Origin of the sequence: Herbidospora mongoliensis, from assembly GCF_001570545.1 — a bacterium.
In the GTDB taxonomy this organism is placed as follows: domain Bacteria; phylum Actinomycetota; class Actinomycetes; order Streptosporangiales; family Streptosporangiaceae; genus Herbidospora; species Herbidospora mongoliensis.
Genome location: NZ_BBXD01000017.1, coordinates 311997 through 337630 on the forward strand (window position 1 = coordinate 311997; position 25634 = coordinate 337630).

The 25634-nt window shown below is 71.6% G+C and carries 25 protein-coding genes; 3 read left to right on the plus strand and 22 right to left on the minus strand.

Annotation, left to right across the window (positions count from 1 at the left end):
- Nucleotides 1-21: 21 nt before the first annotated feature.
- The 18 genes from AW272_RS25920 to fabG are packed head-to-tail and all read right to left on the minus strand — an operon-like array spanning nucleotide 22 to nucleotide 16420.
- Nucleotides 22-1023, minus strand: a complete 1002-nt coding sequence (locus tag AW272_RS25920) for a hypothetical protein (protein WP_066370185.1) — start codon at nucleotides 1021-1023, stop codon at nucleotides 22-24.
- Between the two features lie 11 nt (nucleotides 1024-1034).
- Nucleotides 1035-2201 carry an ABC transporter permease gene (locus tag AW272_RS25925; RefSeq protein WP_066370187.1) on the minus strand — a complete coding sequence of 389 codons (1167 nt, stop codon included), beginning with the start codon at nucleotides 2199-2201 and terminating at the stop codon, nucleotides 1035-1037.
- Nucleotides 2198-3376 (minus strand): ABC transporter permease, encoded by a 1179-nt coding sequence (locus AW272_RS25930; protein WP_066370189.1) that lies wholly within the window; start codon nucleotides 3374-3376, stop codon nucleotides 2198-2200. The genes AW272_RS25925 and AW272_RS25930 overlap by 4 nt, the downstream gene beginning before the upstream one ends.
- Nucleotide 3377: 1 nt before the next feature.
- Nucleotides 3378-4316, minus strand: a complete 939-nt coding sequence (locus AW272_RS25935; protein WP_066370470.1) for an ABC transporter ATP-binding protein — start codon at nucleotides 4314-4316, stop codon at nucleotides 3378-3380.
- The gene (locus AW272_RS25940) at nucleotides 4313-5311 is read right to left on the minus strand and encodes a right-handed parallel beta-helix repeat-containing protein (protein ID WP_245657724.1); all 999 of its coding nucleotides are present in this window, start codon (nucleotides 5309-5311) and stop codon (nucleotides 4313-4315) included. Before AW272_RS25940 ends, AW272_RS25935 begins: the two co-directional genes overlap by 4 nt.
- Nucleotides 5308-5778: a 4'-phosphopantetheinyl transferase superfamily protein gene (locus AW272_RS25945; RefSeq protein ID WP_066370194.1), complete on the minus strand. Its 471-nt coding sequence runs from the start codon at nucleotides 5776-5778 to the stop codon at nucleotides 5308-5310. The genes AW272_RS25940 and AW272_RS25945 overlap by 4 nt, the downstream gene beginning before the upstream one ends.
- Complete coding sequence (locus AW272_RS25950) at nucleotides 5775-6560, minus strand: alpha/beta fold hydrolase (RefSeq protein WP_066370196.1); 786 nt, start codon at nucleotides 6558-6560, stop codon at nucleotides 5775-5777. The genes AW272_RS25945 and AW272_RS25950 overlap by 4 nt, the downstream gene beginning before the upstream one ends.
- 11 nt (nucleotides 6561-6571) lie before the next feature.
- Complete coding sequence (locus AW272_RS25955) at nucleotides 6572-7411, minus strand: ester cyclase (RefSeq protein WP_066370198.1); 840 nt, start codon at nucleotides 7409-7411, stop codon at nucleotides 6572-6574.
- Nucleotides 7411-7836, minus strand: coding sequence for a holo-ACP synthase (locus tag AW272_RS25960; RefSeq protein WP_066370208.1), 426 nt, complete (start codon nucleotides 7834-7836; stop codon nucleotides 7411-7413). The genes AW272_RS25955 and AW272_RS25960 overlap by 1 nt, the downstream gene beginning before the upstream one ends.
- A complete protein-coding gene (locus AW272_RS25965) occupies nucleotides 7833-8738 on the minus strand; it encodes an ACP S-malonyltransferase (protein WP_066370209.1) in 906 nt (301 codons plus the stop codon). Before AW272_RS25965 ends, AW272_RS25960 begins: the two co-directional genes overlap by 4 nt.
- Complete coding sequence (locus tag AW272_RS25970; protein ID WP_066370210.1) at nucleotides 8738-9607, minus strand: alpha/beta fold hydrolase; 870 nt, start codon at nucleotides 9605-9607, stop codon at nucleotides 8738-8740. Before AW272_RS25970 ends, AW272_RS25965 begins: the two co-directional genes overlap by 1 nt.
- Nucleotides 9604-10833, minus strand: a complete 1230-nt coding sequence (locus AW272_RS25975) for an FAD-dependent oxidoreductase (RefSeq protein ID WP_066370211.1) — start codon at nucleotides 10831-10833, stop codon at nucleotides 9604-9606. The genes AW272_RS25970 and AW272_RS25975 overlap by 4 nt, the downstream gene beginning before the upstream one ends.
- Nucleotides 10830-11552, minus strand: a complete 723-nt coding sequence (locus tag AW272_RS25980; RefSeq protein ID WP_066370212.1) for a nitroreductase family protein — start codon at nucleotides 11550-11552, stop codon at nucleotides 10830-10832. The genes AW272_RS25975 and AW272_RS25980 overlap by 4 nt, the downstream gene beginning before the upstream one ends.
- Nucleotides 11549-13789 carry a beta-ketoacyl-[acyl-carrier-protein] synthase family protein gene (locus AW272_RS25985; RefSeq protein ID WP_066370213.1) on the minus strand — a complete coding sequence of 747 codons (2241 nt, stop codon included), beginning with the start codon at nucleotides 13787-13789 and terminating at the stop codon, nucleotides 11549-11551. Before AW272_RS25985 ends, AW272_RS25980 begins: the two co-directional genes overlap by 4 nt.
- 28 nt (nucleotides 13790-13817) lie before the next feature.
- Nucleotides 13818-14882, minus strand: a complete 1065-nt coding sequence (locus AW272_RS25990; protein WP_066370216.1) for a glycine cleavage T C-terminal barrel domain-containing protein — start codon at nucleotides 14880-14882, stop codon at nucleotides 13818-13820.
- Nucleotides 14883-14885: 3 nt separating this feature from the next.
- Entirely contained in the window at nucleotides 14886-15359 is a 474-nt protein-coding gene (fabZ, locus tag AW272_RS25995; RefSeq protein ID WP_066370217.1) for a 3-hydroxyacyl-ACP dehydratase FabZ, read from the minus strand.
- Nucleotides 15356-15646 (minus strand): acyl carrier protein, encoded by a 291-nt coding sequence (locus tag AW272_RS26000; protein WP_066370219.1) that lies wholly within the window; start codon nucleotides 15644-15646, stop codon nucleotides 15356-15358. Before AW272_RS26000 ends, fabZ begins: the two co-directional genes overlap by 4 nt.
- Nucleotides 15647-15667: 21 nt before the next feature.
- The gene (gene fabG / locus AW272_RS26005; RefSeq protein ID WP_245657725.1) at nucleotides 15668-16420 is read right to left on the minus strand and encodes a 3-oxoacyl-ACP reductase FabG; all 753 of its coding nucleotides are present in this window, start codon (nucleotides 16418-16420) and stop codon (nucleotides 15668-15670) included.
- Nucleotides 16421-16567: 147 nt separating this feature from the next.
- On the opposite strand from fabG, the gene AW272_RS26010 reads away from it, so the two are divergent.
- Complete coding sequence (locus tag AW272_RS26010; RefSeq protein ID WP_083958670.1) at nucleotides 16568-18127, plus strand: FAD-dependent monooxygenase; 1560 nt, start codon at nucleotides 16568-16570, stop codon at nucleotides 18125-18127.
- Here the strand turns inward: AW272_RS26010 and AW272_RS26015 are convergent.
- Nucleotides 18108-19562, minus strand: coding sequence for an AfsR/SARP family transcriptional regulator (locus AW272_RS26015; RefSeq protein ID WP_083958690.1), 1455 nt, complete (start codon nucleotides 19560-19562; stop codon nucleotides 18108-18110). The genes AW272_RS26010 and AW272_RS26015 overlap by 20 nt on opposite strands.
- Before the next feature lie 326 nt (nucleotides 19563-19888).
- Between AW272_RS26015 and AW272_RS26020 the strand changes: the two genes are divergently transcribed.
- Nucleotides 19889-20803: an aldo/keto reductase gene (locus tag AW272_RS26020; RefSeq protein WP_066370223.1), complete on the plus strand. Its 915-nt coding sequence runs from the start codon at nucleotides 19889-19891 to the stop codon at nucleotides 20801-20803.
- Here the strand turns inward: AW272_RS26020 and AW272_RS26025 are convergent.
- The 3 genes from AW272_RS26025 to AW272_RS26035 form a co-directional block, all read right to left on the minus strand.
- Nucleotides 20779-21447, minus strand: coding sequence for a response regulator (locus AW272_RS26025; protein WP_066370228.1), 669 nt, complete (start codon nucleotides 21445-21447; stop codon nucleotides 20779-20781). The two genes, AW272_RS26020 and AW272_RS26025, sit on opposite strands and share 25 nt — an antisense overlap.
- Nucleotides 21428-22150 (minus strand): sensor histidine kinase, encoded by a 723-nt coding sequence (locus AW272_RS43510; protein WP_066370231.1) that lies wholly within the window; start codon nucleotides 22148-22150, stop codon nucleotides 21428-21430. The genes AW272_RS26025 and AW272_RS43510 overlap by 20 nt, the downstream gene beginning before the upstream one ends.
- 427 nt (nucleotides 22151-22577) lie before the next feature.
- Complete coding sequence (locus AW272_RS26035) at nucleotides 22578-23531, minus strand: UbiA family prenyltransferase (protein ID WP_066370233.1); 954 nt, start codon at nucleotides 23529-23531, stop codon at nucleotides 22578-22580.
- A 376-nt stretch (nucleotides 23532-23907) separates the two neighbouring features.
- On the opposite strand from AW272_RS26035, the gene AW272_RS26040 reads away from it, so the two are divergent.
- Nucleotides 23908-25629 carry a 2-isopropylmalate synthase gene (locus tag AW272_RS26040; protein WP_066370235.1) on the plus strand — a complete coding sequence of 574 codons (1722 nt, stop codon included), beginning with the start codon at nucleotides 23908-23910 and terminating at the stop codon, nucleotides 25627-25629.
- Nucleotides 25630-25634 lie beyond the last annotated feature (5 nt).

Here is a 25634-nt window from a genome sequence, read left to right on the forward strand (position 1 = left end):
CCGCCGACGCGGCGGACCCCCTCACGCGCCGCTGGCCAGGAACTTGCGGGCCGCCTGCACACCCGCCTGAAATCTGCTGGTGGCCTCCAGGTCACGCATCAGAGTGGCGATGTGCCGGCGGCAGCTCCGCACCGACATGCCGAGCTTGCGGGCCACCACCTCGTCGGTGTAGCCCTTCGCCATCAGCCCCGCGATGGCCTGCCGCAGGTCGTCGGCGACGTTCGCGTAGCCGGACTCGGCGCCCTCCAGCGGCGTCGCGGTGTCCCACAGGTGGTCGAACAGGTCGAGCAGGAACCGGACGATGCCGTCGTTGTGCACCCGCGCCACGTTGGTCTCGCCGTCCGACAGGCCGAACAGCACGACCAGCGTGCGGTCGAAGACGACCGCGGAGCGCGGGATGTGACTGACCGTGCCGATGGCCGCGCCCGCGTCGATGAGCTGCTTCAGCTTCATCCGGGTGGCCAGGTCGGCCCGGTTCCGGTGCTGGCAGACGATCCGCACGGTGACGCCGCGCGAGAGCAGCGGCAGGTACGCCCGCGCCAGCTCCTCCGCGTCGTCCTCACCGGACTGCAGGACCAGGACCTCGGTACGGCAGGCGTCCCCGGCCATCTTGAGGAAGCCGCGCACCTCCAGCGACCCGACCAGGTACTCGATCGGCGACGGCGGCGGCGCGGGAGCGCCGTAGTCTCCCCGGAACACGTCGATCCGCTCCCGGATCTGGTCGATCAGCTCCCGCCGCTGGTAGATCTCCCGCTCCACCGAGGAGACCAGTGCGTTGGCCGCGACCTGCGGGTCCACCGGGATGAACCGGTGGGCCGCGCCGTCCACGGCGCGTAAGAGGCGGCTCTCGACCAGCTGGTTCACCGCCTCGTTCAGCTCGCGCATGCCGATGCCTAGCTCGACGGCTGCCACGTCAAGGACGTCGATGGCGCCGTTCCTGGTCGCGTAACGGTAGACACCGGCGATATCGGCGCCGCCCGCGCGAACGGAATCGGAAAGCCACTTGGTGGTCGAATTCATCATGAGCTGCCTCCTCAGAGGGTTCTCGTTCGTCGGCTGAACAGGACAAGGGACAGGCTCAGCAGAGCGGCTGCCATGAGGCCCAGGACGGCGACCTCCAGCAGCACGTCGCCGAGTCCCGTCCCGGGCCGGGACAGAGTCAGGAGTGCGTCCATTCCCCAGGCGTGCGGGAAGAAGTGGCCGATGGCGTTGAGCGTCTGGCCGGCGGCCTCGGCGGGCCACAGGCAGCCGCCGAGCATGCCGAGCACGATGCCGAGCGGCGGCCCGATCGCGGACGGCTGCGCCGACGAGCGGACCAGGCTGCCCATCAGGATCGCGGCGCCGGTGGAGACCAGCGCGAAGACGCCCACGACGGCGGCGACGCCGAGCGGCTCGCCCCAGGAGACGCCGAACAGCAGCGAACTCACCACCATGATCAGCACGGCCTGGGCGGCGGCCACGATGAAGCGGCTGAGGGCCTCGCCGAACAGGACGGCCCCGCGCCGCACCGGGGCGGTGAAGGCCCGCGGCAGCATGCCGATGCGGCGGCTCTCGACGAGCGCGGCGGCGACGGCCATGGAGTTGATGAACGTGAACAGCAGCAGGTTGGCCGGGGCGGTGTAGGCGAACCCCCGCGGGGTCCCGGATGCCGTGTCGGAGTTGACCACCTCGACGTCGGCCGACGCCGCCTGCGCCCTGCGCACCAGTTCGGCGGCCTGGGCCGGGGTCGCGCCGGCCGAGGTGGCGGCGCGGGTGGCCTCGATGACGGCCGCGACCCGGCCGACGGAGACGTCGACGGCGCTGCGGGCGGCCATGCCGCTGCCGTTGGACTGCGTCATGACCAGCTCGAATGTGGTCGAGCCCGGCGGGATGACGACTCCGGCGGCCAGCGAACCGCCCCGGACGCCGGCCCGCAGCTCCTCCTTGCCGCCGACGGTGGTGATCTCCAGGTCGGGGTGGGCGCGCAGTTCCGCCAGGACGGCGGCGGCCACCGGGTCGGACTCCTGGGCCACCACGCCGACCGGCAGCCGGGAGGCGGCGGTGCCGCCGCCCAGCGCCATGCCGACGAAGATGATGCTGACGAACGGCATCACCACGATGAAGAACAGGCCCACCCGGTCGCGGGAGTGGCGGCGCAGGTTGGCGGCGACGAGCGCCAGGACAGGGTGAGGTCTCAGGTGCGGTCTCAGGTGCGGTCTCATCCGAGTAGTCCCTTCCTGAAGCCCGTCGCGGCGAGCCCGAAGGCGACCGCGGCGATCGCGCACAGGACGCCGATCGGCAGGGCCACCGAGGCCAGTCCCGCGCCTGAGCCGGCCAGGCCGGTGAGCCCGGTGGTGGTCCAGGCGTTCGGGGTGAACAGGGCGACCGTCTGGAGCAGGTCCGGCAGGTTGTAGAGCGGGACCAGGCTGCCGCCGAAGAACGCGGCCACGAAGGAGATCACCATGATCACTCCGTCCGCCTGGGCGTCGGTCCTGGCCCGGCTGGCGACCAGCATGGTGATCGCGGTGGCGGCCAGCACGTGCGCGAGCAGGAGGGTGAACACGGCCACCGGGTCACCCCAGGTGGAACCGAAGATCAACACCGAGGATCCCCAGGTGACGCAGACGCTGACCATGGCGAGGACGAACCCGACGACGGCCTTGCCCGCGATCGGGACCCAGCCGTGGATCGGCCCGGCCCGCATCCGGTCCAAAGTGCCCTGTTTACGTTCGATCAGGAGGCCGCGGAAGGACGCGCCGACCACGAAGAAGGCGAACAGCGCGGCCATGCCGGCGCCGTAGTAGACGGACAGGTCGACCCTGCCGCCGGCCATCGGGTCGTTCTCCAGGGTCAGGGCCGGCCCGGCCGCGCCGTTGCGCTCCACGAACTCCTTGACCTCGCCGGCGGGGACGCCCGCGTCCAGGGAGGCGCGGACGGCGAGCGTGCGGGCCCGCACCAGGCTGGAGATCCGGTCCACCACGGCGTTCGCGACCACCCCCGCCAGCGGCGTGTCAGCCGAGGTCAGCACGCCGACCTGGCCGCCCCGGCCCGCGCCGACGCTGGCGCTGAACCCCGCGGGGAAGACGATCGCGGCCCCGATGTCGCCCGCGTCCAGGGCGCTCTGGGCCTGCTCACGGCCGGGCAGGTCGCGCAGCGTCAGCACGCCGTCCAGCTCCGTCGACGCCATGATCTCGCGGCGGACACCGTCAGGGAACTCACCGCCGTCCAGGTCGACCAGGCCGACGGTGGCCCGCAGCGGCGGGTCGTCGCCGCCGAGCGCCACCCCGAACAGGGTGGCCATGGCCACCGGCACGATGATCGCGATGATCAGGGCGGTCCGGTCCCGCACCCGGGTCCGGAGCTCCAGGGCGCTCACCGTGAGAAGCGATCGCAACATGTCAGTCCCTGAGCGTGCTGCCGGTGAGGTGCAGGAAGGTGGCCTCGAGGTCGGGTTCGACGACCTCGACGGCGGTGACGGCGGCGATGCCGTCGACCGTGGAGATGACCGCGGGCAGCAGGTACCGGCCGCCCTCGGCGATCAGCCGGACCGATCCGGGCGCGGTGCGGACCGCCTCGGTGACGCCGCCCAGGCCGCGGAGCTTGGCGAGCGCGGTCTCGACGTCGCCGTCCAGGGTGAGCTCGATCCGGTCGGCCCCGCCGACCAGCTCGACCAGCTCGTGGCGGGTGCCCTCGGCGACGATGGAGCCGTGGTCGACGATCGCGATCCGGTGACAGATGCGCTCGACCTCCTCCATGTAGTGGGAGGTGTAGAGCAGGGCCATGCCGTCGGCCACCAGGCGTTCGAGGCCGTCCAGGATGGACTTGCGGCTCTGCGGGTCGACGCCGACCGTGGGCTCGTCCAGGATGAGCAGCTCGGGACGGTGCAGCAGGGCGGCGCCGATGTTGATGCGCCGCTTCATGCCACCGGAGTAGGTGTCGAGTTTGGCGTCGGCGCGGTCGGCGAGGCCGACCAGGTCGAGCACCTCCTCCACCCGCCCGCGCACCTCCTTGCGCGGGAGACCGAACAGGCGGCAGAAGAAGCGCAGGTTCTCCCGGCCGGTCAGATCCGGATAGAGGGCGATCTCCTGCGGGACGTAGCCGATCTTCGCCTTGGCCGCCATCGGGTCGGCCGCAAGGTCGGCGCCGCCGACCACGACCGTGCCGGAGTCGGGCTTGAGCAGGCCGACCAGCATGGAGATCGTGGTGGTCTTGCCGGCGCCGTTCGGGCCCAGCAGCCCGTACGCCTCCCCCGGCGCGATGGTGAACCCGACGTCGCGCACCGCGACGACGCCGCCGTAACTCTTGCTGAGGTTTTCGCAGGTCAGCGTGTTGGTCACGGCCGCCACCCCAATGCTTCTGCGGGCTCTCCCTTGGCGGCCACGTTGCCGGCGAAGGTCTGGAGCCCGAGGTCGGCGCCGAGCTGGTAGTCCAGCGGCGTGTTGCCGGTGACCCTGTTCCAGAGGATGTGGTTGGCCACCGCGTCGTCGCCGCCCCAGCCCTTGGACGAGCCCATCACGAACCCCGCGCCCATCACGGACTCGCCGCTGGGGTGGTTGTCGTGGACGTCGTTGTCGACCACGCACACCCGCTCGGTGCCGATCAGCGCGATCCCCACCCCCGAGATCGGCGGGCCCGCCGCGCCCAGCGCGCCGGGATCGTCGCCGCCGGAGGCCAGGTCGTTGCCGTGGACGACGTTGCCGGCGACCAGGCAGTCCCGCACCCCGCCGTCCGGCTCCCCCTCGTAGGTCTGGTTGAGCAGCATCAGCCCGATCGCGTTGCCGTGGCTGGTGTTGCGCAGCACCCGCACCCCGCTGGAGTTGTCGACGAACACCCCGAACGCGTTGGCGAAGGTCTCGTTGCCCTCGATGAGCGCCTCGCCCCGGCCGCAGAAGCTGACCGCGACGCCGCCGTACTGGCTGCCGGAGGCCCGGCACCGGAGCACTTCGCAGCCGGCGCCCTCCCGCACGTAGACACCCCAGACGGCGTTGTCCACGGCCGTCACGTCCCGGACGGCGAGGCCGGTGACGGAGTGGGCGTAGACGCCGGCGCCGGAGAAGCCGCGCACCGTCAGCCCGGCGACGGTGACGTCGCGGACGCCGTACGCGACGACGCCGGAGACCACGTCCTCGGCCGCGTCGTGCAGTCCCGGGACGTCGGGGCGGAGCCCTGGCCCGGGGAGCAGCACGGCACCTTCCCCGCGCAGGGTCACCCCGTCGTGCCTGATCCAGACGTTCCCCGGATACTCCCCCGGGGAAAGCAGGATCTCCGCGCCGGGGCCCGCCTCGTCCAGGGCGGCCTGGATCGACCCGCCGGGCCGGACGGTTCTGGTCATGGACATCGGGCGTCCTTCCTGTCGAGGTAGACGACGGCCAGGGAGACGAGCAGCCCCGCCCCGCTCCCCCAGCGGGCCGCGCCCGCCACCGGGCCGCCCAGGCGCAGACGGGCGGCCTCCCGGCAGGCGCCGCGCAGGATGTACGCCGCGCCGGCGGTCAGGGCCAGGCCGGTGGCGGCGGTGAGTTCGGCGGCCGCCTCGTCGAGCAGCTCGCCGGCCCAGGTCGGCTGCGGCTCCGGCGCGGCCTCGAAGTCGTGCCAGCTGAAGCCGGGCGGGCGGCCCCCGACGGCCTTGATGAAGCTCTCCTTGACCGGGAACGTCGCCGTGTCCGGGCCGAGGTCGCGTTCGGCGGGGGTGGCGAGGTGACGGGCGAAGGTCGCGCCGCCGCGCGCGACGGCCCGGGTCAGCCGGTCGGCCGAGACGATGTCCACTCCGATCAGGACGGCGGGAGTGGTCACGGTGATCATGCGGGCACCCGGCCGTGCCGGTCCAGGAACGACTCCAGGATCCCGGTGTACTCGGCGGCCCGTTCGATCATCGGGATGTGGCCGCTCTCCTCCACGACGACGACCTCGGTCCCGGGGTATTCGGCGAGCAGCTCCAGCCAGGGGCCGACGGGGGTCATCCGGTCGTGCCGGCCCCACACGTACGCGGACGGGCAGCGCACCTTGTCCAGCGCGGGCCTGACCTGGTAGCGGCGGGTGGCCTTGATGCTGCGGGCCATGCTGACCATCGCCTCGGGCGCCAGCAGCATGGTGCCGACGCCGTCCATCTGCTCCTGGGTGAAGAACCGCTCCTCGCCGTGGAAGAGCGCGGCGATCATCCGGTCGCCGAACTCCGTGCCGACCGGCCGCACGCTGGCCCGCCGGTCGAAGCTGAGGCCGACGTCGGGATCGGGGGTGAGGCCGGGGGCGCCGCTGACCACGATGCCGCGCACCCGGTCGGGGTGACGTCCGGCGAGGTCGATCGCGACGAGCCCGCCGAGCGAGTTGGCGCACACGATCACGTCCTGCGCGCCGGCCTCGTCGCAGGCCCGCAGGAGCGCGTCGCCGAGCCGTTCGATCGACCCGGCCACCCGCCGGTCGAGGGCGCAGATGGCTTCGTGGGTGCGGAGCACCGGCACCCCCGCCGCCGCCAGGCGCCGGTAGGGGTGCTCCCAGATCCAGCCGCCGGCGAACAGAGCGGACATGAACACCACGGCCGGCCGGTCGCCGTCCCCCGGCGCGTGCTCGAAGGTGAAGTCGGTCATCGTTGCTCCCGTCACAGTAGGGGGACGTCGCCGGGTGTCCACCCGCAGCCGCAGGCCGCGCCGTCGCCGAGCCTGACCACGGTGCCGCAGTCGGCGCAGCGGGCGTACTCACGGATGGCCTCGGGGATCAGGACGCCGGTGAGGGCACGGGCGCAGAGCCCGGCCTTGAAGAACCTGCGCACCGCCCGCTGGTGCGGGCGGGCGTGCACGGCACGCACCGACTCCGGCCGGTCGAAGGCGGCGAGCGTGTACTTGCGGTCGCCGATGTCGAACGTGGCGACCCCGAGGAAACCCTTGGAGGTCCGCAGACCTTTGACGATCTCCACGCTGAGCAGGTCCACCTCGGCGGCCTCCGCCGGGTCACCGACCTCCAGCCAGGTGAGGGTGAACGCGCCGGGCCGGTCGGTACGGCTGCTCGCCGCCCGCGCGCTGACCCCGAACTCGTACACCTCGTCGGCGGCCGGCACGAACGCGGCCCGGTACCCGAGCGCCTCGGCGACGGCCAGCCGGTCGAAGGAGCGCCTGACCCGCCCCTCGGCGGTGACGAGGTCGGTCCCGGCGATCCTGACGACCCCGCCGACGCCGGGCATCCCCAGGTAGGAGCCACGGTGGTCGGCTTCGATGGTCCACCAGACGGTCACGGCGTCCGCGTCTCCCGTCACCTGCTCGACCTGGAGGCGCGGGTTCCTGAATCGGTCCAGAACGGCCGCCGCGTGCGCGGCCAGCGCGTCGCCGCTCAGCCAGCCGGCGGTGTCGGGGTCCTGGAACCCGGTGACGGCGGCGGCCACGGCGGCGGGGTCGGCGTTCCGCCACGCCTCCAGATGCGCTTCGGCGATCTTCCTGGCGTCCATCACGCGTCCCCTTCCGGTACGTCTTCCGGGAGCCCTGCCGACGCCACGGCCATCGCCAGAGCCCGGCCGGACGTGTGGCTGAGCGAGAGCCTGATCCGCTGGTCGATCCGGGTGGCGAGGGCGGGGCCGAGCCGTACGAAAGGGGGATGGCCGTCGTTGCAGGCGGCGGTGCGGGCGCAGGCCGCGGTGGGCCGGGGCAGGACCTCGACCTGGGCCAGATGCTCGGCCGTGGGCGGGACGCCGAGCAGGCGCAGGACGGCGCGCTTGGCGGCCAGCCGGCCGGCCCAGTGCTGGAGCGACCGGCCGGCGCCGGAGCGCAGCCGTTCTGCGGGGGTGTAGACGTCCTCGAGCCGCATGCCGTCCAGCAGGTCCTGCGGCCGGGTGAGCCCGGCGAAGGCGACCACGGCGCTGCCCCACCGGCTCATGCCGCGAACTCCCTGGCCAGCCGGCGCAGCGTGCCGGGGTCGGCCATGCTCAGGCAGCGCGCGCCGGCCCGGCGGGACAGCCCGGCCAGCACCTTGCTGTCGCCCACCTCGACGGCGAGCCCGAGCGCGTCCACCACCGTGACGGTGTCGGTCCAGCGGACCCTGCCGGTGAGCTGGGCGATCAGCGATACTCTGATCACTTCGACGTCCTCGGTGGGCCTGCCGGTGACATTGGGGACGACCGGCACCCTGGGCGCCTCCATCGGCGCGGCCCGGACGGCCTCGGCCCAGCCCGGCACGGCCGCGGCCATCAGCGGCGAGTGGAACGCGTTGCCCACCGACAGCGGCACGATCTTGCCGGCGTCGACGGCCAGGCCGGTCAGCCGGTCCAGCGCCGCCGTCGAACCGGAGACGACCACGTGTCCCGGCGCGTTCTCCAGCCCGACCACGAGCGGCTCCGCCGGGGTCCCGGCCAGCGCGGCCAGCTCCTCGACCCGCTCGACCGGCAGGCCCATCACCGCGCGCATCCCGCCCGTGACGCCGACCCGCGACATCAGCCGCGACCTGATCTCCACCAGGCGGACCGTGTCGGCCCGCCCGAGCACCCCGGCCGCGTGCAGCGCGGTCAGCTCGCCGACGCTGTGACCGGCCACCACGCCCGGCTCGTAGCCCTCTTCCCGCAGGACGGCCAGCGCCGCCAGGTTGCACGCGGTCACCGCGATCTGCGCGTGCTCGGTGGCCACCAGCCGATCCAGCGGGCCGCGCACGCACAGCGCCGAGATCGGCCGCGCCAGCAGTTCGTCCACCTCGTCGAGCACGGCGCGGGCGACCGGCCGCCGGCGCAGCCAGGCGCCCATGCCGACCCGGACGGTGCCCTGACCGGGGAACAGGAAACCGAGCATCAGAGCCGCCTGCGCGGGCGTCGTTCGGCCTGGGCCGAGTCCTCCGTGCCGAGGAAGCCCAGCAGCAGTTTGCTGACCACTTCGGGGGCGTCGAGCGGAATCCAGTGGCCGGCCTCCTCGACCCGCTCGTACCGCCAGGGGCCCTTCACGAACTTGGCCGAGCCGAGCATGCCCTCCTCGCGCAGCGCCTGGTCTCCCGCCCCCCAGATGCCCAGGGTCGGGGCCAGGACCGGCGGGAACGGCCGGGCGGGCCGCAGCTCCGCCTCGGGCGAGCGGTTCGCGCGGTACCAGTTCAGGCCGGCGGTCAGCGCGCCGGGCCTGGCCATGTCGCGCAGGTAGCGGTCATGGTCGCCGTCCCTGCCCATGATCTCCTTGAACAGCCGCCAGCCGTTGCGGCGCAGCAGCTCCTCGCTGATCCCGGGGAACTGGTAGAGCAGCATGTACCAGGAGGCCGCGCGCTGCTCGATGGACGGCCGCGCGAACACCCCGGGGTGGCCGACCGACAGCACGGCCAGGTGGTCGATCCTGCGGGGCATCAGGAACGCGTACATCCAGGCGATGGCCGCGCCCCAGTCGTGACCGACCACGTGCGGGCGGCGGATGCCGAGCTTGGAGGTGAGCGCGACGATGTCGTTGACGATCGTCTGCATGCCGTACGCCTCGATCTCCTGCGGCTTGGAGGAGTCGCCGAAGCCGCGCAGGTCGGGCGCGATCACCCGGAATCCGCCCTCGGCGAGCGCCGGGATCTGGTGCCGCCACAGGTAGGAGGAGTCGGGGTAGCCGTGCAGCAGGATGACGGGGTCGCCCTCGCCCTCGTCCACGTAGGCGATGTCGACGTCGTTGACGCGCACCGTCTTCTTCTCAGTCATGCCGTCTCCCTGAACAACCGTTCCGCGAAGAACTCGCTGAATCCGAATTCGGGCACATCTTCGGGGGCCACCATGTTCAGCAGGCCCGTGACCTGGGCGGCGAAGTTCTTCGCCATCAACCGGCGGGCCCGTCGGCGGCGTTCCACCGCCTCCTCGCCGAACTCCACGTGCAGCCGGCTGACGATGTCGGCGCCGAACGCGAGCCGGTCCAGCCGGAACTCGCGCTCTCGCACGTACGGGTCGAACGCCGCCGGCGACCAGTCATCGGAGCCGAGCAGGATGTCGCAGACGGTCCGGGAGTCGCGCATCGCGCAGGAGAGCCCGGTGCCGAGCACGGTGTCGGCGTTGCCGGCCTCGTCGCCGATCAGCACCACGCCCTCGGCCAGCGGCGGCCCCTCCGGCACGCTCGACACCGACGGCCACACCGACAGCGGCCCGGCCGGGACGGCCTCGGTGACGGCCTTGCCGCGGTCGGGCAGGCAGTCGAGCTCGAACGCGGCCAGGAACCGTTCGACGCCGCCCTCGCCCCGGTAGCGCAGCTTGTTCTCGGCGGGGAAGTTCAGGTAGAGGCGGGCGCGGCCGAACCCCTGCGGGAAGACCATGAACATCACGTCGCCCTCGGTGCCCATGGCCTGCACGTCGGCCGGCCAGGAGTCCAGGCCCTCGACCATCATGCCGCCGCCCCAGTGGTGCATGGAGTTGCGCATGGTGACGCCGATCTGCCGCCCGACGGTGCAGCCCCGGCCGGTCGCGCCGAGCACCATCCTCGGGCGGATCTCGTGCTCGCCCTCGGGGGTCCGGTAGGTGACGACGGGTTCCCGTCCGGCGGTGACCTGGATGCGGGAGGCGTCCATCACCAGGCGGGCACCCGAACCCACGGCCTGGGCGGCCATCAGCTCGCACACCGCGTGGTGAGGGAACGACATCGGGCCGCCGATGCCGGGGATGAACCCGGTCATGTCGACGGCTTCGACCTCGTCGTCGTCGACCGCCTCGTCCCAGGTCATCCACTCCCGGATCTCCCAGGCGCCGCCCGCCCCGAAGCAGTCGTAGACGCCGAGCCGCTGCGCCTCGCGGATGCCCCAGGGGGCCAGCCACTCACCGCGGACCAGATCGTGGTACGCCTGCTGCTTCTCCAGGAGCACGACCTCCAGCCCACCGGCGGACAGTTTGCAGGCCGCCGACGCGCCCGCGATGCCGCCTCCGACGATCACGACATCGGTCATGCCTCCCACCTCTCCCAGTACGTGCGTTCCTTCGCGCCGACCCGGTCCGCCGGGCGGAAATCGGTGCCCACCGTGTAGGCGACCGGGATCATGCAGACCTGTGTGACCCCGGTCGGGATGCCCAGCAGCTCGCCGACCTGCCGCTCGTGCGGGATGTGCATGCAGGTGATCGTGCTGCCGAGGCCACGGCTGCGCAGCGCCAGCTGGAAGGACCAGATGGCGGGGAAGATCGAGCCGTAGAAGATGCTGGCCCGCATCGGGCCGAGCCGGACGTGATGGCCCGGGTCCTGCGGCGGTTTGGTCGACATGCGCTCCCGCCAGGCGGCGTCGATCGCCTCGATGTCCGGGGGACGGCCGAGCACGCACGGGATGACCAGGATCGGCACCCGCGCGATCGTCTCGGCCAGCGCGACCACCGACTCGTTGTTGCGGCGCGCCTGTGCCGTGTTCCGCCGCCGCCCCGCGTTGGTCCACACGTCGTTGCGGTGGAACAGCCAGGACGCCCGCGTCATCTCGGCGATCTTCTCTTTGACGGCGGGATCGCTGATCACCAGCCAGCGCCAGTTCTGGTGGTTGTTGGCGGTGGGCGCCTGGACGGCGATCTCCAGGGTCTCCTCGACGATCTCCCTGGGCACCGGCCGGTCGAGATCCAGGCGGCGGCGTACGGAACGGGTCGTGGTCAGCAGCCGATCGGTCTCGCTCACCTCGAAGGGGGTCATATCGCCCCCAGCAGGACGGCGCCGCGCACCGAGCCGGGCGCGGAGCTGAGCACCAGCGCCCGCCGGGCGGGCTCCGGCAGGTCCGGTGCGCTCAGGTAGTCGGCGAGCCCGCCCGCCGCCGGCGTGGCCAGCCCGGTCAGCGCGGGGGCGACCCCGTCCCTGATCGCGAGCGCGGCCAGCGCGATGTTCAGGGCGCCGGTCGCGGCCTGGCAGTCGCCGGTGAGCCCGGCCGACGCGGTCAGCGGCACGCCGGGCAGCGCGGCCAGCACGGAGGCGGCCTCCTCGGCGTCGTCGCCGCCGCCGGTGGCCGCGCCGACCACCAGGTCGAGCGGCTCGGTGAGTCCGGCGAGGCCGGTGAGCCCGTCGAAGGGGCCGCTGACGTGGCTCGCGTCCAGCACCCGCGCGTAGGGGCTCCCGCCCCGCGCCGCGCAGTGGTCGGCCGCCTCCACCACGAACGCGACCGCCGCCGACCCGGGCACACGTGCGGAATCCCGGTCGTAGGGCGACACGAACGCGTCCTGCGGCACCACGCCGACGTGCTCGTCGGCGGCCACCACCAGGACCACCTCCGCCTTGCCCGCTCTGATCATCTCCATCGCGCAGGTCAGTGCGATCGACGCCGACGCCCCGCCGTTGCAGATCGTCGTGGTCGGCCCGCGGAACCCGAGGGTCTGGCAGACCGCACCGCCGGTGGCGTTCAGCACCACGTTGGAGAAGCTGAGCACGGCCGGCTTGTTCGGGTTGGCCGCGATGCTGTCGTCGAAGCCGCCGGTGCTCTCCGCCGACCCGGCACTGGTGGCGAACACCAGCCCGACGTCGTCGAGTTCCTTCCTGGGCAGCTTCAGCCCGGCGTCCTCCCAGCTCAGCCGGGCGGCCGCGATGGCCATCCTGGACAGGTTGTTCATGTGCCGCCAGAGTGAGCGGGGCGCGAACGTCCTGCCTTCCAGGGAGGGCCGGGCGCCCAGCGCCTGGCGGCCGGCCAGGACGGCCTCGGTGGTCTCGGCGATGCCGGCCCCGAGCCCGCTGACCGGCCCGAGCCCGGTGATCACGACCTCCCGCGGGAGCGGTTCGCCGTACGCCCGGTCGGCGCCCGGCGTGGTCAGGACCAGCGAGACGTTGTTCCCGCCGAACGCGTAGTTGTTGGAGACGACGGTGTCGGTCGAGAGCTTTCGCGCGTGGTTCGGCACGAAGTCCAGGTCACCCGGCACGGCGCCCGGGTCGAAGCCGATCGTGGGCGGCGCGATGCCGTCCCGCAGGGCGAGCACGGCGGCGACAGCCTCGACCGCGCCGGCCGCGCCCAGGGTGTGGCCGACGAACGACTTGATGCTGCTGGTCGGCACCTGCCCGGCGCGCGGCCCGAAGACCACGCGCATGACCTTGGCCTCCATCGCGTCGTTGGCCGGGGTGCCGGTGCCGTGCCCGCTGACGTAGCCGACGTCGTCGGTGGTCAGGCCGGCGTCGGCGAGCGCCCGCCGCATCGCGGACACCCCGCCGCGGCCGGTGGGGTCGGGGGCGGTGGCGTGGTAGGCGTCGGCCGACAGGCCGTACCCGGCGACCTCGGCCAGCGGGACCGCGCCCCGGGCCAGCGCCAGGTCCAGCGGTTCCAGCAGCAGGAACGCGGCTCCTTCGCCGAGGTTCAGGCCGTCGGAGTGGCTGTAGGGCCGGCACGGGCCGGTGCTCAGGGCCTTGAGCCCGGCGAAGCCGGCGTAGGTGCCGAACAGCAGCGGGTCGACGCCGCCGGCCAGGACCGCGTCGGCCTCCCCGGCGCGGATCTTGTCCATGGCCAGCCCGACCGCGTTGCCGCCGGCCGCGCAGGCCGTGGACACCAGGATGCGGGGGCCGCGCATGCCCAGCCGGTCGGCGATCACGTCCTGGGTGTGGTGCATGGGCTGGTAGTGGCCGGCCGCGTCCGGGGTGGCCTGGCACTTGCCGAGGATCATCCCGAACCGGGTGGCGCCGATGCCGGCCAGCCCCGCCTGGGCGATCGCCTGGCGGGCGGCGATCAGGGCGAGCCCGGCGGTGCGGTCCAGGGCGGTGTCGGGCTCGGGCAACTGCCCTGTGATCCACTCGTCCGGGACCTGCCCGGCGTACCGGGCCTCGAAGACCGCGAAGGCCGGGTCCTGGATGGGGGTGAGGCCGCCCTGGCCGGTGGTGAGCCGGTGCCAGAACTCCTCGGGGTCTCGGCCGATGGCACAGATGACTCCCAGGCCGGTGACGACGACGGGCCGCAGCGCCATTCTGGATCTCCTTACCTGGCGGAACCGATCAGATGATCGGAATGCTCCAGCTCTTGGGCACGATGTAAGGGCTGGTCAGCGTGGTCACACCGGCGCCTTCCACGGTGAGCTCCAGCCCGGCGGCGGCCAGCCCGGCCTCCACCCTGGCCAGGCCGAGCGTCGTGCCGAGGCCGACGCTGCGGACCGCGAACACCACCTCGCCGATGTCCTCGCCACCGGCCAGGACGCGCGCGCCCGGCTCGGGCACGGTGTCGCCGCCGGAGAAGCCGACGGTCCTGCGGCCCTGCCGGGACTCGAACGCCGCGAGCACGGCCTCCTTGCCGACGAACTCGTCCTTGGTGACGTCGACCAGCCAGTTGGCACCGATCTCGATCACGTTGACGTCGCCGGTGGTCTCCAGCCTGGGGATGGGCTGGCGAACCTCCAGCATGGCCAGCTCCAGCGCCTCCTGCCCGGAGGGGGTGACGTGCTCCAGGGTGGCCTCCCACAGGTCGGCGGCGGACTCGACCGGCACGATCATCTGGTAGCCGTACTCGCCGGTGAACCCGGTCCGGGCGAAGATGATCTCGACGTCGTTCCACACGGTGTCCGACACCGCCTCGAAGGGCAGCGAGGCCAGCTCACCGTCGATCAGGCGGCCGACCACGCCCCACGCGTACGGGCCTTCGAGACCGATCACGGTCAGGTCGGCGGAACGGTCGACGATCTCCACGTCCTCGATGTCGAGGGCCCGCAGATGCTCGAGCAGCCGGGTGCCCGCCCCGACCGAACTCTCCAGCAGCAGCCCGTCCTCCCGTCCGAACGCCAGGACCTGGTCGACGACCCGCCCGTCGTCGTCCAGCACCAGGCTCATCATGCAGCGCTCCGAGGTCAGGTACTCGACGTCGCGGGCCAGCACCTGCTGCGCGAAGTCCACCGCGGCGGGACCGCTGATCTCGATCAGCGTGTGCCCGCCCAGGTCGAGCGCCACCGCCCGTTCCCTGAGCACCTTGTACTCGGCCGACAGGTCGGTGAAGCGGAGCGGGACGGTGGCGTCGCCGACCTGGCCGTAAACGGTGTCCCCGGGGTGCGTGTGCGCGAGGGGGGTAGTCATGGGTCACACCTTTCGCTCGGCGGCGTTGCCCGCCGGATCGACGATCGTGAGGATTCCTTCGGCCGCGACCTGGCCGTCGACCCGGGCCGAGACCCGGAACTCGGCGAAGCCCGCGCCGCCGCCGGTCCGCTCGGCGGTCAGGGTGAGCCGGTCGCCGGGGACGACGGGGCGGCGGAACCGCATCGACCTGACCCCGGCCAGGTAGCTGATCCGGCTGGCCCCGGCCAGGGCGAAGACCAGGCCGGCGAGCTGCGCCATGGCCTCGATCATCACCACGCCGGGCAGCACCGCCTCGGTCGGGAAGTGGCCCTGGAACCACAGCTCGGTGCCGGTGACGTTCTTGGTCGCCGTGCCCTTCACGCCGGGTTCGACCTTGCCGACCCGGTCCAGCAGCAGCATCGGCCAGCGGTGCGGCAGCACCTCGCGGATCTGGTCGTTGCTCAGCCCGGTGACGGGGGCCGCCGCCACGATCGTCATGCGGTCACCCTGAGCCGCGGATTGACCTCGTCGGCGAGGCGGGAGATGGAGCCGAAGACGGCCATGTCGCTGTCGTACAGGGCCACCCCGAACTCGGCCTCGATCGCGACGTACAGCTCCAGCACGTCCAGGCTGTCGAGTTCGAGGCCGCGCCCGAAGAGTGGCTGGTCATCGGTGATCCAGTCGGGTTCGACCTCCAGGTCGAGGCGGGACACGATCATCTTCTTGATCTGGCCGCACGTCTGCTGACGCTCGGCGGCCTTGGCGCGTAGCTCGTCGATGGTCATCTGTCCTCCAGGTTGGGTTCTTCAGCCGAGGCCGCCGCCGTGGGCGACCACGACAGAGCCGGAGATGTAGGACGCCTTGTCGGATGCGAGGAAGCTGACGATCGAGGCGATCTCCTCGGGCCGCCCCATCCGGCCCAGCCGGATGCGGGACTCGTACTGCTTCCTGATCTCGGCGGGCACCTTGCGGGTCATGTCGGTGGCGACGAAACCGGGCGCGACGACGTTCGCGCGCACCCCGTGGGGGGCGGCCTCGTTGGACAGCGCCCGGGTGAACGCGATGATCGCGCCCTTGGACGCCACATAGTTGGTCTGGCCGGGGAAGCCGCCGTCCAGGCCGCTGGTGGAGGACAGCGTGACGATCGCGCCGCGGCGCTGGTGCTGCATCAGCCGCAGGCCCTCCCGGCAGGCCAGGAACGTGCCGACCATGTTGACGTCCATCGGCGTGCGGAACTGCTCCAGGTTCATCGCGACGAGGTAGCGGTCCAGGGTGATGCCGGCGCTGGTCACCAGGATGTCCAGCCGGCCCCGGACGGCGCGGATCTCGCGGAACATCGCCCGCACCGCGTCCTCGTCGGTGACATCCGCGCGTACGGCCGTCGCGGCGCCACCCCGCTCCTCGATGAGGGTGACGACCTCCTTGGCGTCCGCCTCGGAGCGGGCGTAGTTGACGATTACGTGCGCGCCCTCGGCGGCGAGGTCGAGCGCGACGGCCCGGCCGATTCCGCGGGAGCCACCCGTAACCAGGGCCACGGAGCCTTCGGCAAAGAGCATCATCGTCTCCAGATTCGCGGGGATTCGACAATCACACTTGGAAATAGTCTGCAACTTCAAGAATCAAGCTACTAAGGGGCGATATCACGCCTGTATCACCGAGTTATCCAGGGATTGACGTGCATTAATTGGATATATGATTCTGGCTCCGTGGATGAACCACGCGTCGAGAACGTCGATACTTTGATCGTGGGCGGCGGCCCGGTCGGGCTGGCGGCTTCCATCGAGTTGTCCCGGCACGAAATATCTTCGTTACTTGTTGAAAAACATCCGGATACATCTCTTTTCCCGAAAGCGCGGCTCGTCTCCACCCGGACGATGGAGATCCTGCGCTCCTGGGGCATCCAGGAGGAGGTGGAGCGGGCCGGCATGCCGCGCGAGGACGTGCTGGCGGTTGGCGTCGGCACCTCGCTGAGCGCCGGCGACTACCTGCGCAAGGCGGCGGCCATCGCGGAGGACGCGGCGCAGAGCCCGACCTACACCTATCTGTGCTCCCAGGACATCCTCGAAGTGATCATGCGCAGGGTCGCCGCGTCAGCCGCTGACGTGCGCTTCGGCACCACCATGACCGACCTGCGGATCGACCGTGACGGGGTCGTGGCGACGGCGGTCGCCGGCGGGGTCGCCACCCGGGTCAGGGCCCGCTACCTGATCGCCGCCGACGGCGGCCGCAGCACGATCCGCGAGCGGCTCGGCATCGCCGTGGAGGGCCCGCCCCCGCTCGGGCACATGGTCAGCATCATGTTCGACGCCGACTTCGACTTCCTGCCCCCCGGCCGCCGCGCCGCCCTCTCCTTCGTCCGCAGCACCCCGGGCGGCGCGATCGAGGCGGTCGACAACCGCCGCCGCTGGATCATGCAGACCGGGTACGACCCCGCCGGGGGCGGCAGCGCCGACGACTTCACCGAGGAGTACTGCCTGGCCGCCGTACGTTCGGCGATCGGCATCCCCGACCACCCGGTCGACATCGTCGGCGTGATGCCCTGGCTCCAGCAGGCAGTGGTCGCCGCCGAGTTCGCCAGGGACCCCGTCTACCTGGCCGGGGACGCCGCGCACGTGGCCACCCCACAGGGCGGGTTCGGCATGAACTGCGGCATCCAGGACGCGCACAACCTGGCCTGGAAGATGGCCGCCGTCCTGCGCGGCGAGGCCGGCCCGCGACTGCTGGACACCTACGCGGAGGAACGCCGCCCGATCGCGGTGCGCACCGTGGACGAGAGCCTGGTCAACGCCATGATCACGTTCCAGATGATGGCCGGGCGGCTGTCCATGCACGAGGCCATCGAGCAGCAGGCGGGACGGCGTGGGTCGGAGGGACTGGTGCTGGGTTTCCACTACGACTCGGCCGCCGTCATCCCGGACGGCACGCCGGAGCCCGCGCCGGCCGATCCGTACCGGACGTATGTGCCGACCGCCCGCCCGGGTCACCGCGCCCCGCACGTCTGGGTGGCGCCCGGTGTGTCCACGCTCGACCTGCTCGGCCCGACGTTCACGCTGCTCACCGCGACGGGCAGCGGATGGGCGGCGGCGCCCGCGGCTTCGGAGGTGAAGGTCGTGGAGATCGACTCGGCGGAGTGGGCCGAGGCGTACGGCGTCGGCCGGGAAGGCGCGGTCCTGGTGCGCCCCGACGGCCATGTCGGCTGGCGTACCCGCGGCGCCGACCACGCCGAACTGGAGAAGGCGCTCGACGTCATCCTGACCCGGTCGTGACCGACGTCGTGACCGACCTGGTGACCGACACCGCCCGGGAGCCGATCCGGGCGGCCCCCATCCGCAACCGCAGCGGATTGCCGGAGGAGCGCGCCAGCAGATCCGTCACGGCCTGCGCCCCGGCCGGGCCGGCCAGCAGACCGGCCAGTTCCCTGGCGGCCTCGGTGGCGAGCGGCCGGACGAACTCGCGGTGCGCGCCCTGCCGGGCCACCAGTTCGTCGAGCGGGTCGGTGCTGGTCACGATCACCCGGCAGTTCGCGCCGCCGGGCAGCAGCGGCAGCACCTGGGCGGCGTCCGCGGCCCGATCGAGCACCACGACCATCCGGCGGCGGGCCGTCCAGCTGCGGAACAGCGCGACCTTCTCGTCAAGGTCGGCGGGGATGTCGGCGCGGGGCACACCCAGCGCGCGCAGGAACCGTCCCAGCACGGCGGCGGGCTCGGTCTCCTCCAGGTCGGCGTACAGGTGACCGTCGGGGAACCAGTCGGCCCTGTCGTGCGCCCACCGCAGCGCCAGCGCGGTCTTGCCGATGCCGGCCGGGCCGCTCAGCACGGTCGTGCCAGGCAACGCCATCTCGGGGTCGGGCCGCAGGACCGCGTCCAGCGCGGCCAGTTCCTCCCGCCGTCCGACGAACGGCACGACCCGGGGCGGTAGCTGAGACGGCACGACCATTCCCGCCTGGTGCGCGGGCTGCCGCATCAGGCCGGACTCGTCGCGCAGGATGCGCTCGTGCAGGTGGCGCAGCGCGGGGCCGGGCTCCAGGCCGATCTGGTCGCGCAGGTAGCGGCGGGTCTCCTGGTAGGTGCGCAGCGCGTCGGCGCGCCGGCCAGCCCGGTATTGGGCCAGCATGAGCTGGGCCCTGACCCGCTCACGGAACGGGTGCTCGGCGACCAGCGCCAGCAGTTCGGGGATCACCTGGTGGTGGTGGCCCAGCTCGATCTCCAGCTCCAGGCAGGCCTCGGCGGCCTCCAGCCGGGACTCCTCCATCCGGGCCACGTCGTAGCGCAGGCCCCGGATGTCCTCGAAGGGGTTCCCACGCCAGAGCGCGAGCGCCTCCCGCAGCAGCCGGACCGCCTCCTCCCGGTTCTTGCCCGCGGCCTCGCCCCGGGAGCGGGCCACCAGGGACTGGAAGCGCAGCCAGTCGATGCTGTCGGGAGCCGGGCGGATCAGGTAGCCGGGGCTGGACGTCTCGATCACGCCGGCACCCAGGATGCGGCGGAGCCGGGACACGCAGATGGCGATCTGGCGGCGGGCGCTGGGGGGCGCGCACTCCGTCCAGACGGTCTCGATCAGGCGGTCGACGCTGACCGCGCGGCCCGCGTTGAGCACCAGGCTGGCCAGTATCGCCAGCTCACGGCTGGCGCAGATCCGCAGCTCCGCGCCGTCCCGCAGGACCTGCATGGGGCCGAGCACCCGGAATCTGAAACCGTCGTCCATCATCGGGCCCATAAATCGCCGGGAATGTAAACAATCTCACCGCGGTCACACGGAGGAAAAATGAAGAGATGATATCGAGCCATTTTAAGAATCTCTCCCGCGCAGATTACTGGCAGGGCATCCACTACCTCCGAACCTAATGAGCGGCCCCGCCGTCCCGGCACCCCTAGCAACCCCCTGCTACCCCCTACCCCGCCGCCCGATTGGGATTCCCCTATTTCTCCGGTAAACCGGCAGGGGGCGAACCGTCACTGTACGCTTTTGACCTGACTTTGACCGACACAAGGCTGTCAACAAGATAACGATCGGGACGCCGAGGGGGGAAATTGCGTTACACCAGACTCGGACGGGACGGCCCGGTGATCTCCAATATCGGGCTCGGCACCCTCGCCCTGTCCGGGGCGTACGGGTCGGTGGATCCCGGCGGCGCGCTCAACCTGATCGGTCGCGCGCTGGACGCCGGCGTCAGCATCGTCGACACCGCCGACCTGTACGACGACGGCCAGGTCGAGCGCCTGGTCGGCCGGGCGGTCGCGAGCCGCCGCGAGGAGATCGTGGTCTGCACCCGCGGGAACGGCACCGCGCAGGCGTGCGAGGCGTCGCTGAAACGCCTCGACGTGGACGCCATCGACCTCTACTACCTGCGATCCCCCCACCGGGACGCTCCGGTCGAGGAGAGCATGTCCGGGCTGGCCGACCTGGTCAGAGCCGGGAAGGTCCGCCATGTCGGCCTGTCCGACGGGACGCTGCGGCAGCTCCGCGAGGCCGACGCCGTCCATCCGGTGGCCGCGCTCGCGGTGGAGTACTCGCTGTGGGGACTGCGCGCCCAGCCCGGCCTGCTGGCGGAGGCCCGGCGGCTGGGTGTCAGCGTGGTGGCCGCCCGCCCGGTCGGCCGGGGTTTCCTCACCGGCCGCATCCGTTCCGCCGACCAGCTGACGCCCGGCGACTGGCGGCGCCGCGACCCCCGCTTCCACCCCGCCGACCTGCGCCGCGGCCTTGACCCGCTGCGTGCGGTCGAGGATGTCGCCGCCCGGCTGGACCTGGGCGCGGGCCGGCTGGCGCTCGGCTGGCTGCTGTCCCAGGGCGACCATGTCGTCCCGATGCCGAGCACCCGCGACGAGGTGCATCTGGAGATGAACCTCGCCGCCTCCGAGGTGAGACTCGACCCGGACATCCGGGACGAGCTCAGCCGGATCTTCCCGCCCGGGGCGGCGGATCAGTCCGAGTCTCTCCTGCTCTGAGCCGGGATCAGCGACGCGGCCATCGCCTTGTTGACCGCGTCGATCCGGGAGACCGCGTTGAGCTTCACGAAGATGTTCCGCATGTGCCGCTTGACGGTCGCCTCGGCCAGCCCGAGCCGGCGGGCGATCTGGAGGTTGCTCAGCGCCTGCGCGGCCAGTTGCAGGATCTCCTTCTCCTTGTCGGTCAGCACCCCCGCCTGCGGGCCCTCCACCTGGGCCAGGCTGGCGCGGGACACGGCGAGCACGACCCGGCCCGGGTCCTCGTGCACGCTGCGGACGGCCGCGAGCAGTTCGTGCCGGTGGATGCTCTTGAGCAGGTAGCCGCTGATCCCGGCCGCCAGCAGGCGGGTGAGAAGGTGCGGGCCGTCGTACATGCTCAGGATGATGATCCGGGTGGACGGCGAGAACGTCCGGATCCGGGTGACGGTCTCCAGCACATCGTCGCCGGGGATCTCCACGTCCAGCAGCACCACGTTCGGGCGGGTGTCCCGCACGAGCCGTACGGCGTCGGAGGAGTTGCCCGCCTCGCCGGCGACGACCAGGTTGGCGGTGGATTCGAGGATCTCGCGCAGGCCCTCGCGGAACAGGGCGTGGTCGTCGACGAGCGCGACCGAGATCTTCCCGCTAGAGCTCGTCGTGCTCACGGGTCTGCCTCTTGAGTGGGATGGACAGGTCGACCCGGCAGCCGCTGCCCGGGGCGCTGGTGATCGTCAGCCGGCCGCCGAGCAGCTCGGCCCGCTCACGCATCGAGGTCAGCCCCACGCCGCGGCCCCGGACCCGGGACGGCTCGAAGCCCCGGCCGTTGTCCTGCACGAACGCCTGGAGTTCGTGCGGGGCGATGTCGACCCGCATCAGGATCACCGACGGCCCGCCGTGGGTCAGCGCGTTCCTGGTCGCCTCGCGGATGATCAGGAAGGACTCGTCCAGGACGCGCGGCTCGGCCCACGACTCGTCGCCGTTCACGTCCAGACCGACCGACACCCCGTCGTCCTCGATCGCTTCGAGGAACCTGAGCAGCGCCTTCTCCAGGCTCTTGACCGGCACCTGCGGGTGCAGTTCGGAGGTGATCTGGCGGAGGTTCTCCATCGCCTCCTGGATCGCCTGCTGGGCGACCCCGATCTTGACGGCCGCCCTGGCGGGGTCGGTGCCGCGGTGCAGCTCCGACAGCGCGAGTTGCTGGTGCGCGACGCTGACGCCGTGACCGATCCGGTCGTGCAGATCGCGCGCGATCCGGCGGCGCTCCTCCTCCTGCACCTGCTGGACCTGGTTGAGCAGGAACCCGTGGTAGCTCTCGGAGGCCTCCCTGACCCGGCGCGACAGGCTCTCCTCCATGCCGGTGGCGGCCAACGCGAAGACATCGGTAGGGCTGTCGGAACCGGCCGCAATTTGCCGTGCCAGATGTGTCAGCGCGGACCTGAAGAAAAGTGAGCCCGCCTCAAGAGATGCCTTCGGATGAACGCTGGAAGCCGCCCTGCTGGTGCCGACTTCCCAGGCGTGAAACTTATAGAGTTCGTTGACCTGCACTTTTCCGGTGCGTAGTGTCGCGGCCACGTCGTCGAGAACGTACTGGGCCGTCATAAGAGCCTGGCGAACCGCGTTCGGATCCGTGGAGAGCGCGTTGCCGGTGGAGTGCAGCTCCGACTCGAATTCCTCAAGGATTTCGGCCCGGCACGCATCCACGAATCTAGCCGGATCGCTCTCCGCCCCGAAATCAGCACCCAAGGAAGTCCCTCTCGATTTGGGACGCGCGAGAGCCCTCATTCTCTCACATACGTCACAAAAGCAACATATCCTTCCCAATATTAGAGGACAGAACAGTAATGTGAACCACGTATTGCGTCGCCATGAAGGCCCGGTAAGGTCTGCGCCGCCGCAGCCGGGCGGCGTCGGCGTCCGCGGTGCGTCCCGCGAGGGTGACCGCCACCGCTCCGGCGAACATGGCCAGCGCGGTCTCGGCGAGCGGCACCGAGAGCGCCACACTGGCCACCCAGAATGCCCCTGCCAGGAGCAGCGCGGCGGCTGACATGACATTCCTGGCCACCCGCGCGCCCCAGATCACCGCGATGGTGCGCCGACCGGCGGCGGCGTCCCCCTCGATGTCGGACAGGTCCTTGGCCGGGATGCCGACGAGCGTCATCCAGCAGGTCGCGGCCGTCGCGAACATGATCAGGGTGAGCGGCGTGGCCCCGTCCGCCCCATTGACGACCACGGTGAACCCGCCCCAGTAGGCCAGCAGCCCCGACCCGCAGAGCACCGCGACGGTGCCGCCGGAGCGCCGCTTCAGGCGGAACGGCGCGCCCGAGTACAGGTAACCGAGGATCAGGTTGGCCGCGATGACCCAGGTCATCGCGGCGGGCAGCCCGGCGGTCGCCACCAGCGACAGGGCCGCGGTGACCGCGGCCGCCGCGGTCGCCGTGCGCGGGTCCAGGTCATTGCGGGCGATCGGCCGGCGGGATCCGTTGACCCGGTCCTCGTGGACGTCCGAGACGCCGTTGCCCACGTAGATCGCGAAGATCGACAACACCCAGGCGGCGGCGCCCTGCAGCACCTTCGCCGGGTCGGCGGCGACGGCGACCGGCAGTGCCAGCGTCGCCCCCGCCAGGAATCTCAGCATGGACACGGCCAGCACGGCCGGCCGGGCCTCGATCGCGCAGAACCGCAGCGCTCTCGTCGTGCGTCTGAGGGTGGAAGGTCCGGATGCCCGGCCCGATACCCAGGTGCTCGCCATGACCGGATTGTTACGCCGGAATCGAAGCCCGGTTAAGGGGGATAATCCGAGAGTTGCAGGGGGGAATACAACTTTAGATACCTCCCCTTACCCCTCAGGGCTAATTTCCCCGAACTGCCGACACCCCTACTTGCCGGGTCACGGCGCCCCCTATTAGCTTGAGGCCAGCGGAATAGGGATCGTACAACTTTCAACAAGTCCAATCTTAGGCAACCCCATGCCGCATATCAAGCTCCTGTGCTTGCTGAAGGTTATTCGAGAGCTCGCCCGCCGATGACGTTCCCCCACAGGCGGTTGCACAGGTCAGACCGCCGGGCTCCTTCTTCTCCGAGCCCGATCCACCCCCCGGGAGTCATACAGGAAAGGAAATACGACGATGAAGGGTGTCGAGCGTTATTCCGGATTCACCCCCCTTGTTCTGACCGATCGCACGTGGCCGGGAAACCGGATCATCACCGCGCCGCGGTGGCTCTCCACCGACCTGCGGGACGGCAACCAGTCACTCGCCGATCCGATGACACCCGAGCGGAAACTCCTGATGTTCGAACTTCTCGTGGGGATCGGCTACAAGGAGATCGAGATCGGTTTCCCGGTGGCCAGCCGGAGCGATTACGACTTCGTGCGCATGCTCATCGAACGCGACCGGATCCCGGACGACGTCTCGATCACCGTGCTCACCCAGGCCCGTGAAGACCAGATCCGGCGCACCGTGGAGTCCCTGAAGGGCGCGCGCCGCGCGGTCGTGCACATCTACAACGCGACCTCCCCCCTGTTCCGCCGCACCGTGTTCAACCTGGACCGGGCGGGTGTGCGCGACCTGGCCGTCCAGGGCACCCGGACGATGATGCGCCACGCCGAGCGGATGCTGCCCGACTGCGACCTGGCCTACCAATACTCCCCCGAACTGTTCAACGAGACCGAGGCCGACTTCGCCCTGGAGGTGTGCGAGGCCGTCATGCGGGTCTGGCAGCCCGAACGCGGGCGCGGCATCATCCTGAACTTCCCGACGACGGTCGAGCGGTCGCTCCCGAACGTCTTCGCCGACCAGATCGAGTGGCTGCACCGCAACCTGTCCCGGCGCGAGCACGTCTGCCTGTCGGTGCACCCCCACAACGACCGGGGCACCGCGGTCGCCTCCGCCGAGCTGGCCCTGCTGGCCGGCGCGGAACGGGTCGAGGGCTGCCTGTTCGGCAACGGAGAACGCGCCGGCAACGTCTGCCTGGTCACCCTCGCGATGAACATGTACAGCCACGGCGTCGACCCCGGCGTCGACTTCTCGGAGATGAACGCGGTCCGGCGCACGGTCGAGCGGTGCACCGGGCTGCCGGTCCACCCCCGCCACCCCTACGGCGGCGACCTCGTCTACACCGCGTTCTCCGGGTCGCACCAGGACGCCATCAAGAAGGGCTTCGACGCCCGCGTCCGGCAGGCGGCGGAAACGGGGACGCCCCCCGACGCGCTGCCGTGGCGGATGCCGTACCTGCCGGTGGATCCCAAGGACGTGGGCCGCACGTACGAGGCGGTGGTCCGGGTGAACGGCCAGTCCGGCAAGGGCGGCGTGGCCTACGTGATGAGCGCCTGGCACGGCCTGAACCTGCCGCGCGGCCTTTCGGCCGACCTGTCCGCCCGGGTGCAGCGGCACGCCGACGCGACCGGCGGCGAACTGAGCCCGAACCGGATCGGCGCCCTGTTCTCCGAGGAGTACCTCCACCACGGCGAGCCGACCGGCCCGCTCCCGGTGGGCCGCGAACCGCTCGCGGCGACCCTGCACGTGGACGGCGGGTTCGAGGTCGGCGGCGACCAGGCCGACGCGTTCGGCGCCCTCGGCTCGGTGCTGAGCCCGTGGGGCATCCGGGTCGACGTGGTGCACCACACCGGACGGCCGCTCGACAACGACGATCTCACCCCGGACCAGGCGGTCAGGTCCGGCGACGAGACCGTGATCTACGCCGAGTGCCGCAGCGGCGGAGCGGTCGCCTGGGGCGCGGGCATCGACAGGGACGTCGCGGCGGCGGCCTTCTCCGCGGTCCGCGCGGCCGCCGGCCGGCTCGCCAGGGACGGCCATCTGGACGCTCACCTGGCCGCCGCCGGGCACTGACCAGA